The following is a 17,925-nucleotide window of genomic DNA, read 5'->3' as shown; positions in this document are numbered from 1 at the left end:
ACCTAACTTGATTTCATTTTTAAAAGTTCGCGTCTTTGCTTTTTATCCGGTTTTTTATCCGGATGGGGGGCAAAAAAGCTGTTATTTTTGCGTGCGATGCTGTTCTGTTCGCGTTTAGCAATACTGGCATCAGATTCTTGATACATGGTCTGTGCAATGGGGGCGCTTTGGCGTTTTTCAAGCACTGAGAGTATAGTTATCAGCTTTTCATCTACTCCTTGTGCAAGTTTTATGTTTGCGCCAACTTCTACTATTTTACTCGCTTTTGTACGCTGTCCATTATAATGCACTTTGCCGCCTTGTACCATTTCACGTGCAGTCGCACGAGTCTTATAAAAGCGAGCGGCCCATAACCACTTATCTAATCGAACTTTTAACTCATCTTTATGGTCTGAACTTACGTGGCTGTTACTTTTTTTACTCATAAGGCATTTAGTCCAGTGTATTATAACTTAAAATTTATCATGAAATCATTGTAGGCTGAAGGTATTATAATCGCAGTCTGTTTTGCCTTGAGAGAGTGAGTCAACTCATTCTGTTTACAAAGTTTAATATTAGCGTGCTTGTTGAATGAAATATGAAAGGGTACTATGGGTACGCGCTTACGCAGTAAATTAAAATAAGAATATTATTTATGGAACAGCAAATACAGCAACTTAAACAATTTTTAATTCGTTTACCACATGCAAAATTAAGTGCATTAGTGACTCTATTAGTTGTTGTTTATCTTGCTTTTTTATTATCAAAATTGGTTTGGCTTATGTGGCCAAATCCGGTTGTATCTCCACTTACTCCAATGCACTACGCTAATCAAACCAAGGGTGTCGCTGGTAATCGCTCTACGCAGCATATAGTGGAGCAATTTTTGTTTGGTAAAAAAGTTGCAACAAATAATAATACTACGCGGCAATCACAAGTTATTAACAATGCACCTGAAACGCGCTTAAGTATAAATTTAACAGGCATAGTGGCGGTAAGCCATGATGATAAAGCAGGTGTGGCTATTATAGAATCACAAGGAAAACAAATAAGTTACTTAGCGGAAGAAGTTATACAAGGCACGCGTGCGAAAGTCGCACAAATATTACCAGATCGTGTGATTTTAAGCGTAAGTGGTGGCTTTGAAACATTAATGCTTGATGGTCTAGATTTCACAAAAAAAGTATCAATGCCTGTTCTTGCTGCCCGAGACGATTCAGAAATGGGACCACAGATGCAAATAGCATCAAGGGATCAAAAAATAAATGCAACCGCAGATCCACAAGTAAGAGAAACCTTAATAGAAACACGTGAAGAGTTACTCGAAGAACCAGGTAAATTATTTGACTATATACGTGTCTCACAAGCGATGAGTGATGGAGTACTTATAGGTTATCGCTTAAGTCCAGGAAAAGAACCTGAGCTATTTAAGCAAATGGGATTACAAAATAACGATTTAGCTATTGCGATTAATGGCTATCAATTAACAGATTTAAAACAGGCAATGTCAGCTATTAATGAGCTGCGCAATAGCACAGATGCTAATATCACTATAGAACGTGATGGCGAGCAAATAGATGTGCAATTTAGCCTGTAATAACTTAGCTTTGGAGTTTTAATATAATGGTTCAGGTGCTACACCTCAAAAAAATTAAAAAAGGGTTAGCTAAGTATGCAGCACTTTTTTTAGCAGCAAGTATTTCTTTGTCTGTTTCTGCTGTTGAGTATGCAGCTAACTTTAAAGGCACAGATATCAACGAGTTTATTAACATTGTTGGTAAAAATCTTAATAAAACAGTGATTATTGACCCAAATGTACGCGGCAAAGTGAATGTGCGCAGTTATGAGTTGATGGATGAAGCACTTTATTATCAGTTCTTTTTAAATGTATTAGAAGTTTATGGCTACTCAGCTGTTGAAATGGACAATGGCATTATTAAGGTTGAAAAAAGTTCAGACGCTAAAAAATCAAATGTCCCACTTATTACAGAGGGTAATGAAGCTAGTGGCGACATGATGATTACACGCGTTGTGCGCGTTAAAAACGTAAGCGTACAAGAGCTAGGTCCATTAGTTCGTCAATTTAGCGATCAAAAAGATGGTGGCCACGTTGCCAACTTTAATGCGGCTAACGTTATGATGCTAACGGGTCATGCAGCATCGGTTAATCGCTTAGTTGAGATTATTCGCTCTGTTGATCAGGCGGGTGACAAGCGTGTAGATATAGTAAAGCTTAAGTATGCAACTGCTGATGATGTAGTATCGGTCGTCGATAACATTTATAAAGACAGTGGTAAAGGCAGTGTTCCTGAATTTTTAATTCCTAAAGTGGTTGCCGATGGCCGAACTAATAGCGTTATTGTAAGTGGCGAAGGCCAAGCACGTACGCGTGCTATAGAACTTATTAAACGCTTAGATGGTGAATTAGAAAGCCAAGGTAACACCAAGGTGTTTTACCTCAATTATGCTAAAGCTGAAGATTTAGTAAAAGTATTGCAAGGTGTGAGTAAGTCACTTGTTGATGACGCGCAAGGCGGCACAACTAAAACTCGTAGCAGAAACAGCAATGAAAGCAGTATAGAAGCTCACCCAGATTCAAATTCATTAATTATTACCGCGCAGCCAGACACCATGCGATCACTAGAGTCGGTCATTGAGCGTCTTGATATTCGTCGTGCACAAGTATTAGTTGAAGCCATTATTATTGAAGTAATGGAAGGCGATGGTGTTAATTTAGGTCTGCAATGGATTTCTGAGCAAGGCGGTATGCTGCAATTTAACAACGGAACTACAGTTCCTGTTGGTTCATTAGCTGTTGCGGCGGAGCAAGCGCAAGATGTAACGGTTACTAAAAATATAATAGGAACAGAGTCTGGTACTGTGACGCCGTTTACAGAAACGACGGAAGGTGACTATGGTCCATTAGCTTCCTTACTTAGTGGCATTAATGGTCTAGCGCTGGGTGTTGTTAAAAATGACTGGGGTGCAATCATTCAAGCAGTAGCTACCGATACAAATTCGAATATTTTGGCTACACCGTCTATTACTACAATGGATAACGAAGAAGCCTCTATTTTAGTCGGTCAAGAAGTACCTATTATTACTGGATCACAAACCGGCAGTAATAATGCTAACCCATTTCAAACTGTTGAGCGTCAAGAAGTAGGTATTAAGCTCGTTGTTACCCCGCAGATTAATGATGGTTCTGCTGTACAGCTTACGATAGAGCAAGAAGTATCGAGCGTCAGTGGTGCAACTGCGGTTGATATTTCAGTAAATAAGCGTTCAATTAAAACAACAGTTATGGCTGATGATGGCGGTATGGTTGTGCTTGGCGGCTTAATAGATGAAGACGTGCAAGAAAGTGTATCTAAGGTGCCGTTATTAGGCGATATCCCTATTTTAGGCCATTTGTTTAGATCGACCAATACAACACGTCGTAAGCGTAATCTTATTGTATTTATTCGCCCAACCATTATTCGTGATGGTGTAAGCATGAATAAGTTAAGTTTCAACAAATATAACTTTATTCGTGGCGAGCAATTTAAACAACAAGAAGACGGCATTGAATTAATGCCAATGACAGATACGCCTATTCTGCCTGAGTGGAACAATGAATTAATACTTCCACCAACGTATGAAGAACATTTACGTAAGCAAAATGCACAAGAGCGTAAAGATGACTAATGCGATACAAGAGATAAACCAAGATGTGGTTCATCCTAATACGCATCATCAGGATACGCTATTAGCGGATGATGTATTAATAGAGTTACCAGCTAAACGTTTACCATTTTCTTATGCAAGGCGCGCAGGTGTATTGCTAAGTAAAAATAAAGATAATCGTATTGTATATTATCGTGGTGAGCTTGACGTAGAAGTACTTTTAGAAGTGCGCCGTATTGCAGGTAATGGTTTTACATTAGAGCAGTTGGCTGACGATAAGTTTGAGTTGTTATTGGAAGCATCTTATCAACGTGATAGCTCTGAAACGCAACAAATGATGGAAGATATAGGGAATGAGGTTGATTTATTCTCACTCGCCGACGAACTTCCACAAACAGAAGATTTGCTCGCCGGTGATGATGATGCACCAATCATCAAACTTATTAACGCCATGCTCAGTGAAGCGATAAAGGAAGGGGCATCTGATATTCATATCGAAACCTTCGAGCAAGAGCTTGTTATTCGCTTTAGGGTAGATGGTGTACTTAAAGAAGTCCTTAAGCCTAATCGTAAACTCGCATCGTTACTTGTATCGCGTATTAAAGTAATGGCCAAGCTTGATATAGCCGAAAAACGTATTCCTCAAGATGGCCGTATTAGTTTACGTATTGCTGGGCGTGCAGTTGATGTACGTGTATCTACAATGCCATCAAGCTTTGGTGAGCGTGTAGTACTGCGTTTACTTGACAAAAATAACGCACGTTTAAATCTAGAAGATTTAGGTATGACCGCAGAAAATCGTGCATTGTTTTCTGATTTAATCAGTAAACCGCATGGCATTATCTTAGTCACAGGGCCAACGGGTTCTGGTAAAAGTACTACGTTGTATGCTGGTATGAGTCAAATCAATTCACGCGATCGCAACATTCTGACAGTTGAAGATCCAATCGAGTATGAGATTCCGGGTATTGGTCAAACACAGGTTAACGCTAAAGTTGATATGACCTTTGCGCGTGGTCTACGTGCAATATTACGTCAAGATCCTGATGTAGTAATGGTGGGTGAAATACGCGACCTTGAAACGGCGCAAATTGGTGTTCAAGCGTCACTTACCGGTCACCTTGTTATGTCAACTTTGCATACAAATACCGCATCGGGTGCAATTACACGTATGGAAGATATGGGTGTTGAACCCTTCTTGCTTTCATCGTCGTTACTCGGTGTGTTGTCGCAACGCTTAGTACGTACGTTATGTAATACCTGTAAAGAAGGCCACACGGCAGATGAGCATGAATGCCGGTTGCTAGGGACTTCTTTTGAAAGCCAGCCTACAATTTACCGAGCGGTCGGGTGTGAAGAGTGTAACTTTAATGGTTACCGTGGTCGTACGGGTATTCATGAGTTACTTGTAGTTGATGAAACAATACGCGAAATGATTCACAACGGTAAAGGTGAGCAAAGCGTAGAAAAATACATTCGTAAGCGTAGCCCTAGTATTCGCCAAGATGGCTGTAGCCGTGTACTCGCAGGTAAAACAACACTTGAAGAAGTATTACGTGTTACCCGTGAGGAAGGTTAATTATGGCGGCGTTTGAGTATCGTGCTCTCGATGGTAGAGGTAAAGAAAAAAAAGGTATTTTAGAAGCTGATACGGCTAGACAAATACGTCAAGTTTTACGTGAACAAAAGCTAACGCCGCTCGAAGTGGTTCCAGCAGCGCAAAGTGATAAACAAGTTAAAGGCGAAAAAGCCCCTTTATTTGGTAGCTTTTTTAAACCCACTATATCAACATCTGATCTGGCACTTATTACTCGTCAGTTAGCAACGCTGATTCAATCAGCACTGCCAGTTGAAGGTGCGGTAATGGCTGTAGCTGAGCAGTGTGAAAAGCCGCGTTTAAAGCGCATGCTTATGTCAGTACGCTCAAAAGTTGTTGAAGGCTATACGCTTGCTGATGGTATGAGCGAGTTCCCCCATGTATTTGACGATTTATACCGTGCAATGGTTGCCGCAGGTGAAAAGTCGGGCCACCTTGACCAAGTACTTAACCGCTTAGCTGATTACACCGAGCAGCGTCAACATATGCGAAGCCAAATTACTCAAGCAATGGTTTATCCTATTATTTTAGTGGTGTTTGCAATTGGTATTGTGTCGGTTTTATTAGGTACAGTTGTACCTAAAATATTAAAAACCTTCGAAAAGACCAAGCAAGTATTACCTTGGACAACAGAATGGGTAATGGCCGGCAGTCATTTTGTGCAAAATTATTGGTTTATTAGCTTAATTGCTATTACAGGCATAGCTATTGGGATTAAGCATGCATTGAAACAGCCAAAAATACGTTTTTGGTGGGACGATAGGGTGCTGCATATGCCAGGAATTGGCAAAGTTGCACGTGGTGTTAATACAGCTCGTTTTGCACGCACGCTAAGTATTTTATCATCAAGTTCGGTACCTCTACTTGAAGGGATGCGAATATCAGGAGGTGTGTTAGTTAACGAAAAAATTAAGAAAGCAGTTGCTGACGCTTCTGATAGAGTAAGTGAGGGAGCGAGTCTAAGGGCTGCGCTTCAACAAACAAAATTATTCCCACCCATGATGCTGCATATGATAGCCAGTGGTGAAAAATCTGGAGAGTTGGAGCAAATGTTAGAACGTGCTGCAAATAACCAAGATCGCGAATTTGAAAGTATGGTTAATGTGTCGCTTAAGTTATTAGAACCCGCGATGATAGCGTCAATGGCCGTTATTGTACTTTTTATCGTTATGGCAATTTTACAGCCAATTATGGCAATGAATAAAGCCGTTGGGCTTTAACCTAAAATAACTTTTTAATATATTAGTATTTTTAGAATAATGAGGTAATTACGTGAACAAACAATCAGGTTTTTCTTTACTAGAAGTAATGGTGGTACTTGTTATCATCGGAATGATCATGTCAATTGTGGCACCAAATATTATGGGTCAACAAGAAGAGGCTGCTATTGATAAAGCGCATTTAGATATTCAGCAGCTTGAAGATGCAATGAGCCTATACAAGCTTAAAAATAAAAGTTATCCAAGCACAGAGCAAGGTTTAGAAGCCCTTGTTAATAAAACAAGTATTGAGCCTGTTCCTAAACGCTTTCCAGATGGTGGGTTTATCAGTGAACTACCAGAGGATCCTTGGGGTAATACTTATCAGTTAATTAGCCCTGGAGAAGTTGGTAAGTTTGATATTTTCTCTTTTGGCCCAGATGGTGAACCCGGAACCGATGATGATATTGGTAACTGGGATGAAGAAAAACAATAATGCAAATTAAGAGTACATTGTTTTTATACGTAAATAACGAGAGCTTACTATGCAAGTAAGCTCTACGCGTATAAACGCAAAAACGCGTGGTTTTAGTTTGATCGAAATTTTAGTGGTATTAGTGATTATCGCTTTTGCCACCAAAATGGTGGTATACAGCTTAGAAGGCGGAGCTGAAGATGAGCTAGATACTCAGGCACTTAGGCTGCATACCACCATTAATATGGCGTCAGAGTTTGCTATTTTAAATCAGGTAGAGCTTGGTTTTCACTTAGATGACAATGTGTTTGAGTTTTTAGTTTTTGATGGCGAAAAATGGATAACCTTCGATAGAGAAGACTTGTTTAAACCAACGGAGTTTGATGAGCGTTTTAAAGTAACACTTAATCTTGAAGATTTAGCTTGGGCACAAGATAACTTGCTTGAGCAAGCTAACTGGCGTGAGCTAATGAGTGGTGGTGACGAAGATAGTTTGCTGGAACTTAAAAAACTTAAAATTCCAGAAGTACTTATTTTATCATCAGGAGAGGTTAGTGCATTTCAGCTAATACTTGAATTAAAAGAGCAAAGTGAGCCTGTCTATTATATTGAAGGTGAATTTACAGCCCCAGTTAATTTACGTCGAGAACCAGAATAAATGCATAACCATAAAGGTTTCACCTTACTTGAAGTGCTCGTTGCATTGAGTATTTGTGCCATGGCAGGTATTGCCGCTATGCAAGCAACAGGCGAGCATATTCACCATCTATCGACGATTGAAGAGCAAACTTACGCTTCATGGGTTGCTGAGAATGTTTTAATAGAACAGCGCACTAAAGGTGAGCAGTGGCAAGGTAAAAATGGCGCACGAGGCAGTGAAGTAATGGCAGGGATAGAGTGGTTTTGGCAGCAAGAAGTAATTCCTACTGCAGATAAAAATTTTGTAAAACTGACCATTAATGTATTTAGCGATGAAAAGTATGAGCAATCTACTTATGAGCTTACAACCTATTTAAATAAAGGTAAGAAGTAAGTGAAGCAACGTGGATTTACATTACTCGAAGTTATGGTGGCATTGGGGATCTTAGCTTTTGTAATTATTGCTACGCACCAAATATTAGATACCACCACGAGAGCGAAAGATGCCTCAGATGAAAAAATAGCCGAGCTTAATGGACTACAAACTACATTTAGACTGATGGATCAAGATTTTAGCCAAATGACAAAGCGAGCGGTGCGTAATGAATCTGGTGATGTGCAAGAGCTGTATTTATTGGCCGGACGATATGTTCTTGATAGTCAATATGATGGGATTGCTTTTGTACGCGATGGTTGGATAAACCCGATTAATTTACTACCACGCTCTGAACTTCAAGCCGTTGGATATAGGGTTATAGATGATAACTTAGAGCGCGTGTACCGTGTTTATGTCGATCAGCTTGATAACATGGAGCCGCGAGTACAAGTTATTCTAGAAGGGATTGAAGAATTAAAGTTTGAATTTTTAGATGATAAAAATGAATGGCAAGATAAATGGGAAATTAAAGCGTTGCCTAAAGCCGTTGCGGTTACTCTACAGCAAGTTGACGCAGAGCCTATTCGTCGTGTGTTTTTAGTGCCGGGGCAAGGAAAAATAGTAGTACCACCAAGTACGAACTCTACTAATACAACCTCAAACAGAACAAGCGGAGGGACTCCTTAATGGATAAGCACTCTTCGCGTGGAGCCGCTTTAGTCATTGTATTATTTATTGTTGCTTTAGCTGCAATTCTAGCTGTAGAAATGAGTGCAAACTTAATGGTGCAAGTCCAAAAAAGTACCAATTTACAAGGGCATCAGCAAGCTAAATGGTATGCCTATGGCGCAGAAGAACTTGCCATTAAAGCCCTTATTCAAAGTAAAAAAGATGATGCAGAAAAAACCACGTTAGAGCAAGTATGGGCAACACAAGGTGATGTGCCTTACCCTGTAGATAACGGTACGTTGAGTGGAAAAATCACTGATTTACAAGCATGCTTAAATTTGAATGCGTTAGCCGTAGAGCCCGATCCAAACAGCGCAGAAAAAACAAACCCAGCGCACAAAGCTTTGTTTGCTCTTCTTGAAAATATAGATGATTTACCAGCGAATGAATCAGAAGAGGCGATGGCCGATAGTGTATTTGATTGGCTTGATAGCGATAGCATAACCTATCGCTCTGGCGCTGAAGAAGACGAGTACTTATCACGTGAATTCCCATATATGACTGCAAATAGTTTATTCGCTTCTACATCAGAGTTGCGTTTAGTTAAAGGGTTTAATCCTTTAGTAATGGAAAAGGTATTACCTTATATATGTGTTATTCCTGGCAGCAAGCTGCTTTCTATTAACGTAAATACATTAGCACCAGAGCAAGCACTTATACTTAGCGCATTAATTGATGAGCTTAGTTTATCAGGAGCTGAAGCGGTTATTGCCGCGCGTCCGCAGGCGGGCTTTGATAGTAAAGATGAGTTTTTTGAAGTGGTTCAGCAACAAGGCGGAAAAAACGTCAAAGCTGTTGAAAACTTATTTGATATGAAGAGTAGTTATTTTAAATTACAAACGCAGGCAAATTTCGTTGACCTGCGTTTTTCGATGACCACCTTACTGTACGCCGAAAATGGCGACGTAACGATACTGGCGCGAAAATTTGGAGGCGTACAGTGACAGAGATACTGTTGATCCGCACGGGTCAAACTGAACAAGATAGCCTTAATTGGTTAATTTATTCACCGCAAGAACAAGAAATAATAGCAAGTGGTGAACTATTAAATGCGAGTCACTTAAGTGAGCTGAGCGAGAAAGCACAAAGTCGGGAAGTGATCGTATTGCTTCCTTGCGATCAGGTGCAACTGAAAACAGTCATTTTGCCAACAAAGTGGAATCGCAAATTAGAACAAGCTTTACCCTATATGCTTGAAGAAGATATAGCGTGTGATGTCGATGAGTTATTTATTGCTGTTGGTGAGTCAACAATGGTTGGCGAACAGCACGCAGTTCGAATTGCAATGACTGACAGAGAATGGTTTGAGCAATGGTTAGCACTATTTAACGAACATCACTTAGCGGTGTATACAATTATTCCTGATGCCCTATTACTCCCTTTTGCTGATAACGATATAGTCACTGCAATAGAGCTTAATAATCAGTGGTTATTTAAGCAAGGCCAATGGCATATCAGTGCTGTAGAAACCAGTTGGTTAAACGGTTACTTATCAGCCATGGGTAATCCTGAAATCAAACATTTTAGCCCTGCTAATCACTTTCCTGAGAGTGTAAATTTGCAAGCACAAACGAGTGATTACGATTTACCGTTGGCATTATTTGCAAAGCAGCTTGGACAGGTTAAATTTAATCTTCGCCAAGGGACGTATCAGCTTAAAAAGAAAAGTACATTGTGGTGGGGATACTGGCAAAGTGCGGCAATTATTGCCGGCGTTGCTTTAGCGTCAACAATCGCAATAAAGGCGTTAGAGTTGCATCAATTAAATACCAAAGTTGATATAGCAAAAGCACAAGTTGTAGAACGCTATCAAAATGCATTTCCAGGTACTAAAGTACGCCCACAGCTAATTAAGAGCCAAATTAATGGTGCACTAAAAAAAGTACAAGGTACAAGTGATGCTGGGTTTTTAGATTTAACAGCTCAGTTAGTAGATGTTTTTTCGCAAGTGAGTGAATTTACCCCCGAAACGCTTCGCTACGATAAACGTCGTAATGAGTTACGCATTCGTGCCCGAGCTAAAGACTTTCAAACTTTTGGTAAAGTTAAAAGTATTCTTGAAAAGCAGGGCTTGACCGTAGAACAGGGATCACTAAACAATGATGGTGACTTTGTTGTAGGTGAAATAAAACTGCGAGGTGCAGTATGAAAAAGCAGTTAATACAATATTGGCGTTCGCTAAAAGAACAAGAGCAACAATTAGTTGTTGGTGCTGGTGGTGTGTTTATTATTTTTGTATTAGTAATGGGAATTTTTAGACCATTAAATAATGCAATTGAGCGAGCTGAAAAATCACAAATTAAGCAGCAAGAGTTATTAGTTTGGGTCGATGAAAGTATTGTTAAGCTTAAAGCCGCAGGTAATACGCGAATAGAAAGCAACCAAAACTTAAGCCAGATAGTTAACTCAACGCGTAGTCGTTATAATATCAGTATTAGTAAAATGCAGCCAAGTGATAGTTCATTACGTTTAACACTTGATTCAGTAGAGTTTAACCAGTTAATAGAATGGCTTGACGAATTGGTGAATCAGCATGGTTTACGTGTCGAAAATTTAGATTTAAGTCGTGATGATAAATCGGGCTACGTTCGTGTAAGTCGTTTGGTATTAGAGAATTAATTAATGAAAAAAATAATAACGTTATCGATTGTCTTTTTACTTAGTTTTATCGTGTTTTGTATTATGAAATTACCGGCAGCTATTGCGCTTGATATCGCAAAGCCGTATTTACCAAAACAATTAGAAATAGGGCAAACTGTAGGTACTGTCTGGCAAGGTCAAATGATGCAGGTCCGTTTTGATGACGAGCAGTTAAATAATGTCCGTTGGGATATTGCTGGCTGGGAGTTATTTATAGGTAAACTAAATACTAATGTAAAATTTGGTAATGCACGTGAGCGCAGTGATATTTCGGGTTATGCGGATGTAAGCTATGGGCTTTTTAATAAGGAAGTTATAGTGACTGATGGACTTGTTCGTTCGACAGTAGAGCGTGCAATGCAACGAGTGCGACTTCCTCTGCCTGTAACCGCTAAAGGGCGTGTAATTTTGGAAATTGATGAATACAGCACCGGTGCACCATATTGTGATTCATTAAAGGGTGAAATAGCGAGTCCTAATATTGACGTACAAGGCTTAAATGGGTGGTTTAATATTGGCCCTCTGGCTGGTAAATTAAGCTGTAAGTCGGGCGATATTGCTATATTAATTGATCCAGATAATACGTTAGGCCTTGAGGCTGATGCTACACTTAAAGCTAATTTTGACTTCAGAGTCGCGGGCTATGTTAAACCTGATGCCAGTCTTCCAAAAGATGTACATGATGCGGTTAAGTTTTTGGGTCGTCCAGATAATCAAGGTCGTTACCCGCTCAATTTTTAATATTTACTAATAAAGAGTTTTAATGCAATTACCTCAATTTACTGAGTTGCACGCGAAGCAGCTCAGCACATTTTTAGATACCCAGCCCCAAGCAATGACATTATTACAAAGCCAAGGTTATTTGTTTGGCGTAATTTGCTCTCCTGAACCACTTGATGTGCATGAATGGCTCGATACAATATTATCAAATAAAGCCAATGATTTAGACGAAGAGACATTGTTTTTGTTTATGGCGCTATATCATCAAATTAGCGAACAGGTGTTTGAAGCTGGTTATAAATTGCCTGCTAATTATGATATTTATTTTTGTAAAAGCTGGAGTGAAGGTTTTTTACAAGCAACCACAATGTACACTCAAAAACTGCTAGATGCCCCACAATTAGAAGTACAATATAAAGAAGCATTAGAGAGCGCTCAAGCAACACTGAGCTTTTTTGCACTCGATGAGCAAATTATTAGCCAAATTGCAGCACAAAATTTAATGGATGAACAGTTACTCTGTTTACAGCAATATGAGCTAATGGGCGATTTTGCTTTAGGTTTTGCTGAACTTGTTGAGATTGTAGCGCTTAATAGTGGCTTATATACAGACGAAGGCTGGGACGACTAGGTGTACTTTTAGTGCTCAGGTTATTTTTATTACGTGGGCCTATTGCAAGTAAATTCAACGTTAAATAGCGGCTTGGGATTGGTTTATTATCCAAAATTCAGATTAAGTACCCAATTCCAGAATAATGTCAGTACAACCTTGCTTACACCTTACTACTCCTTTACCAGCTTCGGTGGTCGCTAGGTTTAGCGTTAAAACACCACTGCACTTCTCGCACTTTAGTGTTTTTCCCTGCGCTAGTTTTTTAAGCATGTTGCGCTGTTTATGAAACGAGTCACTGGCTTTCTTATTTAATTTTGAAAAATCCATTACTTTGCTCGCCTTTGTTCTAACGCTTCAGATATTATTTTACATACAGTATTTAAACGCTCATCGTAAAAATACAGGTTTAACTCACGCTCACGACAATAACGTAAATTAAACAACTGCACTGACTCGTCTGTTGTAAAGGTTTTCTCTACGTACTCTTTCCCTGAGTCAGACAGTCTTAATTGTGATTTTATACGGCTTTTAGTCATATTAGCTGCGGGGCTGCGATTGACTTTAGTTGTCTCGCTTAAAAAACTAATACCTTCACCTAGTAATTTCTCTCGAGGTTCTTTTATAAGTGGATGATCGATCGTAAAAAAAGCAAGGATCATTAACACCAGTATTATAAATTTTTTCATGAGCACGTAAACCTTGATCTGAATGAGGTTGAATTACCATGCAGTGTAATAAAATGCATTTTAAAAGCAAGTAACTGAGATGAATAAATTATTAGCGATCTATGCCAGTAATTTTAATCAATATTGGTATAATGCTTAATAGCAATCAGATGTTTCTGAAATATCTGAAAGTATTCAAATGATGATTTATCAAACTGATCATGCCTAGCAAGTAACTTGCTACACTTTACTGTATAGGGCATTTGAATATTGCTAAACTTTTATTTCCAAGCGGCGTTGAGGAACTTCGATGGACAAACAAATTAAAGTAAAGAACATTCCTGTGGAGGTAAAAATCCAAAAGCCGGATTTAAGCCGTCAAGATGACAGGTTTAATCCCCGAAATCGTATTTATGTGCGAGCAGTGAAAGGTCTTCATCAATTATTAAGGCAGCGTATTGGTTTTTTAGGTTTGCTTGCATTTATGGCACTACCATGGATTAATTTTAACGACCAACAAGCTGTGCTGTTTGATTTAATCGGGCAAAAATATAATATTTTTGGTTTAACGTTGTGGCCACAAGATTTCACCATACTCGCGTTCATTTTTATGTTGGCAGCATTTGCGCTGTTTTTAGTGACCACCTTCTATGGGCGAGTGTGGTGTGGCTACACATGTCCACAAACTGTTTGGACCTTTATTTTTATTTGGTTCGAAGAGAAGTTTGAAGGTACTGCTAATCAACGTAAAAAACTCGATCAACGGCCCATGAATTTTGATAAGTTTTGGCGTAAAACGGCAAAACATACTAGTTGGGTATTATTTTCGTTATATACCGCTATTTCCTTTGTCGGTTACTTTACGCCGATAAGAGAGTTACTTCCTGATTTTGTAACGTTTAACGTAGGCGGTTATGCATTAGTAAGCATTATATTCTTTGCTGTGTGTACCTATGGCAATGCCGGTTGGATGCGAGAAATTATGTGTTTACACATTTGTCCTTACTCACGTTTTCAATCAGCTATGTTTGATAAAGACACATACACAGTAACGTACGATGAAAGCCGAGGTGAAAGCCGTGGTCCTCGTTCACGTAAAGTAGGCCATAAAGATTTAGAACTAGGCGACTGTATAGACTGTAATTTATGTGTTCAAGTATGCCCAACGGGTATTGATATTAGAAATGGGCTACAAGCTGAGTGTATAAACTGTGGCGCGTGTATTGATGCGTGTGATGGCGTAATGGATAAAATGGAATATCCGCGTGGGCTTATTTCATATACGACAGAGCGAAACCTCGAAACACCTGAAAATAAAACTAATCCACTACGCGCTAAAATCATTGGTTACACAGTTATACTTGTTGTGCTTACGGGGGCACTTGTAGCTAATATCGCACTGCGTAAAACAATGGACTTTGATATCATTCGTGACCGAAACCAATTATATCGTGTCGATTTTGATGGTTTAGTAGAGAACACCTATACATTAAAGGTAATTAACAAGGCGCAGTACGAGCAAACCTTTAATATTAAAGTACAAGGGTTAGATAACTTTAAATATATTGGTAAGCAGTCATTTACAGTGCAGGCAGGGCAATCTCATAATGTGCCATTGTCGCTTGTAATGGATCCTTATGATTTGAAGGCGCCGATGACAGAGTTTAACTTTGTGCTTTCACCGGTAGATGCGCCGGATGAGACAATATCGCAGTCGAGTAACTTTTTTAAAGCGCGATAATCACAACCTACCTTAAATAGGTAAGTTGATATAGCAATTAACAAAAGCGGGTATATAACCCGCTTTTTATTTTATATAAGAAGAGTATGAGTAAATTTAGTTTTATTGACTTAACACCAGACCTAATACTCGATGCAATAGAAAGCGTAGGTGTGTACGCCGAATCTGGTTTATTGGCGCTCAATAGCTATGAAAACAGAGTGTACCAATTTAAAGCCGATGATGGCCTGCGTTACGTAGTGAAGTTTTATCGCCCAGAGCGATGGAGTAAAGAGCAAATTCAAGAAGAGCATGACTTTGCATTTGAACTAGCAGAAGCGGAAGTACCCGTTGTTGCCCCTATTTTATATAATGGGCAAAGCTTGTTTGAACACGAAGGGTATTTGTTTGTGTTGTTTCCAAGTGTAGGCGGGCGTTTATTTGAGGTTGATAATTTAGATCAGCTTGATGTAATGGGGCGATTAATTGGCCGTATGCACCAAGTAGCTAAAACAAAACCTTTTACTTACAGGCCAACAGTTACCTGTGATGAGTATTTGCATACAGCCAAAGTTCATCTTCAAAAAAGTAACTTAGTGCCCATGGGAATAAATACTGCCTTTTATACTATTTTAGATTTAGTGATAGAGCAGGCGCAAAAACAGTATAAAGATGTGCAAAGTATTCGCTTACATGGTGACTGCCACGTTGGTAATATTTTGTGGGCGGGTGATGCGCTAATGTTTGTTGATTTAGATGATAGCCGTCAAGGTCCTGCAATCCAAGATTTATGGATGATGCTCAGTGGCGATAGAGCGACGCAACTGTTACAGTTAGACACCCTTGTAAATGCGTATGAAGAGTTTTGTGATTTTGATCACTCTCAACTCAAATTAATTGAACCGCTGCGAGCAATGCGTATTATCCATTATATGGGATGGGTAGCTAAACGATGGAGCGATCCTGCCTTTGTGCGGAATTTTACATGGTTTGCTGATGACAAATACTGGGAGCAACAAATTTTAGCACTGAAGGAGCAACTTGCAGCACTGCAAGAAGCGCCGTTAAAGTTATTGCCGTAATATTTTATTTAAAGACAAGTACAACGAGATACAAATGCTTAAAAAATTAAAACTAGGCCTACTACTTCTTTGTTTACCATTTGCGGCATTTGCTGCACAATTTGAAGCTGATAATCAATATACAATTATTAATGCAGAGAAAAGTAAAACACCACAAGTGACGGAATTTTTTTCATATTATTGCCCGCATTGCTTTAAGTTTGAACCTGTAGCTCAGGCAATAGAAAAAAGCTTACCAACAGGTGCAACGTTTATTAAAAATCATGTTAACTTTCTAGGTGGTGTTTCACCACAGGCGCAAACCAATCTGAGCTTTGCCTATCTGATTGCCAAAAAACATGGGCAAGAAGATGCTATCACAGAGCAAATATTTAAAAGTATTCATGTTCAACGTGCACCATTGACTGAGATGAAAGATTTGAAAAAACTTTTAGAAGTAAATGGCATTGATAGCGAAACGTTTGATAAAGATATGGCAAGCATGCCTATTATTTCAGCTGAGCGTGCATTACAAGATAATCAAAACAAATATTCAAAATTAGGCGCACTTACAGGTGTACCTACTTTTATTGTTAACGATAAATATAAAATTAATATTAATACAATTAAAAGCCAACAACAGTTTGATGAACTAGTTGCGTTTTTATTAGCCTTATAATTTCGGAGCATAATAATGATTAAATTAGTTAAAGCAGGTTTGCTTGCGGTATTACTTCCTATGGCGGCAGCAAGCTTTGCAGCAACGTATGAAGAAGGCGTGCATTACGACGTTGTTTCTGAGCGTGCAACTAAAAAGCCAGAAGTTAAAGAGTTTTTCTCATTTTACTGCCCTGCATGTAATAACATGGAGGCACTAATTGGTGAGTTTAAGCCTAAGCTTGATAAAAACGTTAAATTTAAAAAGAGTCATGTTGATTTTGTAGGTGTACGTGATCCAGAAAACCAACAGATGATGAGCCAAGCACTTGCGACAGCTGAAGTACTCCCACAGAAAGATCAGATTATTTCTGCAATCTTTAATCATATCCATACAAAGCGCGCTAAATTTAATGAGCTTGCAGATGTAAAAGATATATTTGTAGCGCAGGGCGTTGATGGTGATAAGTTTGATAAGCTGTTTAAAAGCTTCTCGGTACGTACGCTGAGCTCTAAAATGAAACGCGATCAAGACTACTTTAAAGAAAAAGGCGCACTACGTGGCGTACCTACCTTTATTGTAAATGGTAAGTACAAATTAAACCTAGGTCGTGAGTCGGGTATTACTGAACCAGAAGATATTGGAAAATTAATTAATTACTTAGCTAATAAATAAATTTAACCAAAATAAGAAAAGCTCCTTAAGGAGCTTTTTTGCTTTATAAGGATATAGCGATGGAAAAAATATTAGTATCGAGTTGTTTGCTAGGGCAGCCTGTTCGCTACGATGGTAGAGGACACGCAATTTTGCATCCACAGCTTAATTTGTGGCAAAAACAAAATAGATTAATTGTGTTTTGTCCTGAGGTCGCTGGTGGGCTTCCTACTCCTAGATCTCCTGCTGAAATAATACAGGGGAGTGTAGTTACTAATTTAGGAGAAGATGTAACAGAGCAGTTTCAAACTGGAGCTAATATAGCGCTAGAACTCTGTAAAAAGAATCAAGTGCGTTTGGCTCTACTTAAAGAATCGAGCCCTTCTTGCGGACGAAATACAATATATGATGGAAAGCATCGCGGAGTAAAAATCGAAGGTCTAGGTTTAACTACAGCATTATTAATAAAAAATGGTATTCAAGTATTTAGTGAAGAGCAAATACCAGCACTTATAAAAGTACTGGCACTTTAAT

Annotated in this window: 21 protein-coding genes; 18 read left to right on the top strand and 3 right to left on the bottom strand. The window is 39.0% G+C overall.

The window, feature by feature from the left end:
* Positions 1 to 2: 2 nt before the first annotated feature.
* Positions 3 to 425 (bottom strand): ribosome-associated heat shock protein Hsp15, encoded by a 423-nt coding sequence (gene hslR / locus LOS73_RS19880; RefSeq protein WP_033031109.1) that lies wholly within the window; start codon positions 423 to 425, stop codon positions 3 to 5.
* 209 nt (positions 426 to 634) lie between these two features.
* On the opposite strand from hslR, the gene gspC reads away from it, so the two are divergent.
* From gspC to LOS73_RS19815, 13 genes are read left to right on the top strand one after another with little or no spacing between them, the layout of a single operon-like run.
* Entirely contained in the window at positions 635 to 1,576 is a 942-nt protein-coding gene (gspC, locus tag LOS73_RS19875; protein ID WP_007378581.1) for a type II secretion system protein GspC, read from the top strand.
* A 26-nt stretch (positions 1,577 to 1,602) separates the two neighbouring features.
* Positions 1,603 to 3,666: a type II secretion system secretin GspD gene (gspD, locus tag LOS73_RS19870; RefSeq protein WP_007378580.1), complete on the top strand. Its 2,064-nt coding sequence runs from the start codon at positions 1,603 to 1,605 to the stop codon at positions 3,664 to 3,666.
* Positions 3,659 to 5,224: a type II secretion system ATPase GspE gene (gene gspE, locus LOS73_RS19865; protein WP_033038375.1), complete on the top strand. Its 1,566-nt coding sequence runs from the start codon at positions 3,659 to 3,661 to the stop codon at positions 5,222 to 5,224. The genes gspD and gspE overlap by 8 nt, the downstream gene beginning before the upstream one ends.
* A 2-nt stretch (positions 5,225 to 5,226) precedes the next feature.
* Entirely contained in the window at positions 5,227 to 6,462 is a 1,236-nt protein-coding gene (gene gspF / locus LOS73_RS19860; RefSeq protein ID WP_033038372.1) for a type II secretion system inner membrane protein GspF, read from the top strand.
* Between the two features lie 52 nt (positions 6,463 to 6,514).
* Positions 6,515 to 6,937: a type II secretion system major pseudopilin GspG gene (gspG, locus tag LOS73_RS19855; protein WP_007378576.1), complete on the top strand. Its 423-nt coding sequence runs from the start codon at positions 6,515 to 6,517 to the stop codon at positions 6,935 to 6,937.
* A 49-nt stretch (positions 6,938 to 6,986) separates the two neighbouring features.
* Entirely contained in the window at positions 6,987 to 7,574 is a 588-nt protein-coding gene (locus LOS73_RS19850; protein WP_007378575.1) for a prepilin-type N-terminal cleavage/methylation domain-containing protein, read from the top strand.
* Positions 7,575 to 7,949: a type II secretion system minor pseudopilin GspI gene (gene gspI, locus LOS73_RS19845; protein ID WP_007378574.1), complete on the top strand. Its 375-nt coding sequence runs from the start codon at positions 7,575 to 7,577 to the stop codon at positions 7,947 to 7,949.
* Positions 7,950 to 8,618, top strand: a complete 669-nt coding sequence (gene gspJ / locus LOS73_RS19840) for a type II secretion system minor pseudopilin GspJ (protein WP_007378573.1) — start codon at positions 7,950 to 7,952, stop codon at positions 8,616 to 8,618. It begins immediately after the preceding gene.
* Positions 8,618 to 9,604: a type II secretion system minor pseudopilin GspK gene (gspK, locus tag LOS73_RS19835; protein ID WP_007378572.1), complete on the top strand. Its 987-nt coding sequence runs from the start codon at positions 8,618 to 8,620 to the stop codon at positions 9,602 to 9,604. Before gspJ ends, gspK begins: the two co-directional genes overlap by 1 nt.
* A complete protein-coding gene (gene gspL, locus LOS73_RS19830) occupies positions 9,601 to 10,809 on the top strand; it encodes a type II secretion system protein GspL (protein WP_007378571.1) in 1,209 nt (402 codons plus the stop codon). The genes gspK and gspL overlap by 4 nt, the downstream gene beginning before the upstream one ends.
* Positions 10,806 to 11,279 carry a type II secretion system protein GspM gene (gene gspM, locus LOS73_RS19825; RefSeq protein WP_007378570.1) on the top strand — a complete coding sequence of 158 codons (474 nt, stop codon included), beginning with the start codon at positions 10,806 to 10,808 and terminating at the stop codon, positions 11,277 to 11,279. Before gspL ends, gspM begins: the two co-directional genes overlap by 4 nt.
* 3 nt (positions 11,280 to 11,282) lie before the next feature.
* Positions 11,283 to 12,041: a type II secretion system protein N gene (locus LOS73_RS19820; protein WP_033031098.1), complete on the top strand. Its 759-nt coding sequence runs from the start codon at positions 11,283 to 11,285 to the stop codon at positions 12,039 to 12,041.
* Between the two features lie 22 nt (positions 12,042 to 12,063).
* Positions 12,064 to 12,651 carry a UPF0149 family protein gene (locus tag LOS73_RS19815; RefSeq protein ID WP_007378568.1) on the top strand — a complete coding sequence of 196 codons (588 nt, stop codon included), beginning with the start codon at positions 12,064 to 12,066 and terminating at the stop codon, positions 12,649 to 12,651.
* A 102-nt stretch (positions 12,652 to 12,753) separates the two neighbouring features.
* Here the strand turns inward: LOS73_RS19815 and LOS73_RS19810 are convergent, their stop codons facing one another.
* Both LOS73_RS19810 and LOS73_RS19805 read right to left on the bottom strand, forming a co-directional pair.
* Positions 12,754 to 12,960 (bottom strand): hypothetical protein, encoded by a 207-nt coding sequence (locus tag LOS73_RS19810; protein WP_007378567.1) that lies wholly within the window; start codon positions 12,958 to 12,960, stop codon positions 12,754 to 12,756.
* Positions 12,960 to 13,319 carry a hypothetical protein gene (locus LOS73_RS19805; RefSeq protein WP_033031096.1) on the bottom strand — a complete coding sequence of 120 codons (360 nt, stop codon included), beginning with the start codon at positions 13,317 to 13,319 and terminating at the stop codon, positions 12,960 to 12,962. Before LOS73_RS19805 ends, LOS73_RS19810 begins: the two co-directional genes overlap by 1 nt.
* A gap of 289 nt (positions 13,320 to 13,608) precedes the next feature.
* Between LOS73_RS19805 and ccoG the strand changes: the two genes are divergently transcribed.
* From ccoG to LOS73_RS19780, 5 genes are all read left to right on the top strand, one after another.
* Positions 13,609 to 15,039, top strand: coding sequence for a cytochrome c oxidase accessory protein CcoG (gene ccoG / locus LOS73_RS19800; protein ID WP_033031093.1), 1,431 nt, complete (start codon positions 13,609 to 13,611; stop codon positions 15,037 to 15,039).
* Between the two features lie 86 nt (positions 15,040 to 15,125).
* Positions 15,126 to 16,100, top strand: coding sequence for a serine/threonine protein kinase (locus LOS73_RS19795; protein ID WP_008137601.1), 975 nt, complete (start codon positions 15,126 to 15,128; stop codon positions 16,098 to 16,100).
* 34 nt (positions 16,101 to 16,134) lie between these two features.
* Positions 16,135 to 16,758, top strand: coding sequence for a thiol:disulfide interchange protein DsbA/DsbL (locus tag LOS73_RS19790; protein WP_007378563.1), 624 nt, complete (start codon positions 16,135 to 16,137; stop codon positions 16,756 to 16,758).
* A 15-nt stretch (positions 16,759 to 16,773) separates the two neighbouring features.
* Positions 16,774 to 17,412, top strand: a complete 639-nt coding sequence (locus LOS73_RS19785) for a thiol:disulfide interchange protein DsbA/DsbL (protein WP_033031090.1) — start codon at positions 16,774 to 16,776, stop codon at positions 17,410 to 17,412.
* Positions 17,413 to 17,471: 59 nt separating this feature from the next.
* Positions 17,472 to 17,924 carry a 2-thiouracil desulfurase family protein gene (locus LOS73_RS19780; protein WP_008137606.1) on the top strand — a complete coding sequence of 151 codons (453 nt, stop codon included), beginning with the start codon at positions 17,472 to 17,474 and terminating at the stop codon, positions 17,922 to 17,924.
* Position 17,925: the final 1 nt, after the last annotated feature.

This window comes from Pseudoalteromonas sp. SCSIO 43210 (assembly GCF_054133285.1).
This window is presented reverse-complemented; position numbering and strand designations above follow the sequence as displayed.

Excerpts from the sequence above, each read along its gene's own strand:
- gspC (WP_007378581.1), top strand. The coding sequence starts at position 635 with ATGGAACAGCAAATACAGCAACTTAAACAATTTTTAATTCGTTTACCA.
- LOS73_RS19810 (WP_007378567.1), bottom strand. The coding sequence starts at position 12,960 with ATGGATTTTTCAAAATTAAATAAGAAAGCCAGTGACTCGTTTCATAAA.
- gspM (WP_007378570.1), top strand. The coding sequence starts at position 10,806 with ATGAAAAAGCAGTTAATACAATATTGGCGTTCGCTAAAAGAACAAGAG.
- gspK (WP_007378572.1), top strand. The coding sequence starts at position 8,618 with ATGGATAAGCACTCTTCGCGTGGAGCCGCTTTAGTCATTGTATTATTT.
- LOS73_RS19795 (WP_008137601.1), top strand. The coding sequence starts at position 15,126 with ATGAGTAAATTTAGTTTTATTGACTTAACACCAGACCTAATACTCGAT.
- LOS73_RS19850 (WP_007378575.1), top strand. The coding sequence starts at position 6,987 with ATGCAAGTAAGCTCTACGCGTATAAACGCAAAAACGCGTGGTTTTAGT.
- LOS73_RS19785 (WP_033031090.1), top strand. The coding sequence starts at position 16,774 with ATGATTAAATTAGTTAAAGCAGGTTTGCTTGCGGTATTACTTCCTATG.
- LOS73_RS19790 (WP_007378563.1), top strand. The coding sequence starts at position 16,135 with ATGCTTAAAAAATTAAAACTAGGCCTACTACTTCTTTGTTTACCATTT.
- LOS73_RS19780 (WP_008137606.1), top strand. The coding sequence starts at position 17,472 with ATGGAAAAAATATTAGTATCGAGTTGTTTGCTAGGGCAGCCTGTTCGC.
- hslR (WP_033031109.1), bottom strand. The coding sequence starts at position 425 with ATGAGTAAAAAAAGTAACAGCCACGTAAGTTCAGACCATAAAGATGAG.
- LOS73_RS19805 (WP_033031096.1), bottom strand. The coding sequence starts at position 13,319 with ATGAAAAAATTTATAATACTGGTGTTAATGATCCTTGCTTTTTTTACG.
- LOS73_RS19820 (WP_033031098.1), top strand. The coding sequence starts at position 11,283 with ATGAAAAAAATAATAACGTTATCGATTGTCTTTTTACTTAGTTTTATC.
- gspD (WP_007378580.1), top strand. The coding sequence starts at position 1,603 with ATGGTTCAGGTGCTACACCTCAAAAAAATTAAAAAAGGGTTAGCTAAG.
- LOS73_RS19815 (WP_007378568.1), top strand. The coding sequence starts at position 12,064 with ATGCAATTACCTCAATTTACTGAGTTGCACGCGAAGCAGCTCAGCACA.
- gspI (WP_007378574.1), top strand. The coding sequence starts at position 7,575 with ATGCATAACCATAAAGGTTTCACCTTACTTGAAGTGCTCGTTGCATTG.
- ccoG (WP_033031093.1), top strand. The coding sequence starts at position 13,609 with ATGGACAAACAAATTAAAGTAAAGAACATTCCTGTGGAGGTAAAAATC.
- gspF (WP_033038372.1), top strand. The coding sequence starts at position 5,227 with ATGGCGGCGTTTGAGTATCGTGCTCTCGATGGTAGAGGTAAAGAAAAA.
- gspE (WP_033038375.1), top strand. The coding sequence starts at position 3,659 with ATGACTAATGCGATACAAGAGATAAACCAAGATGTGGTTCATCCTAAT.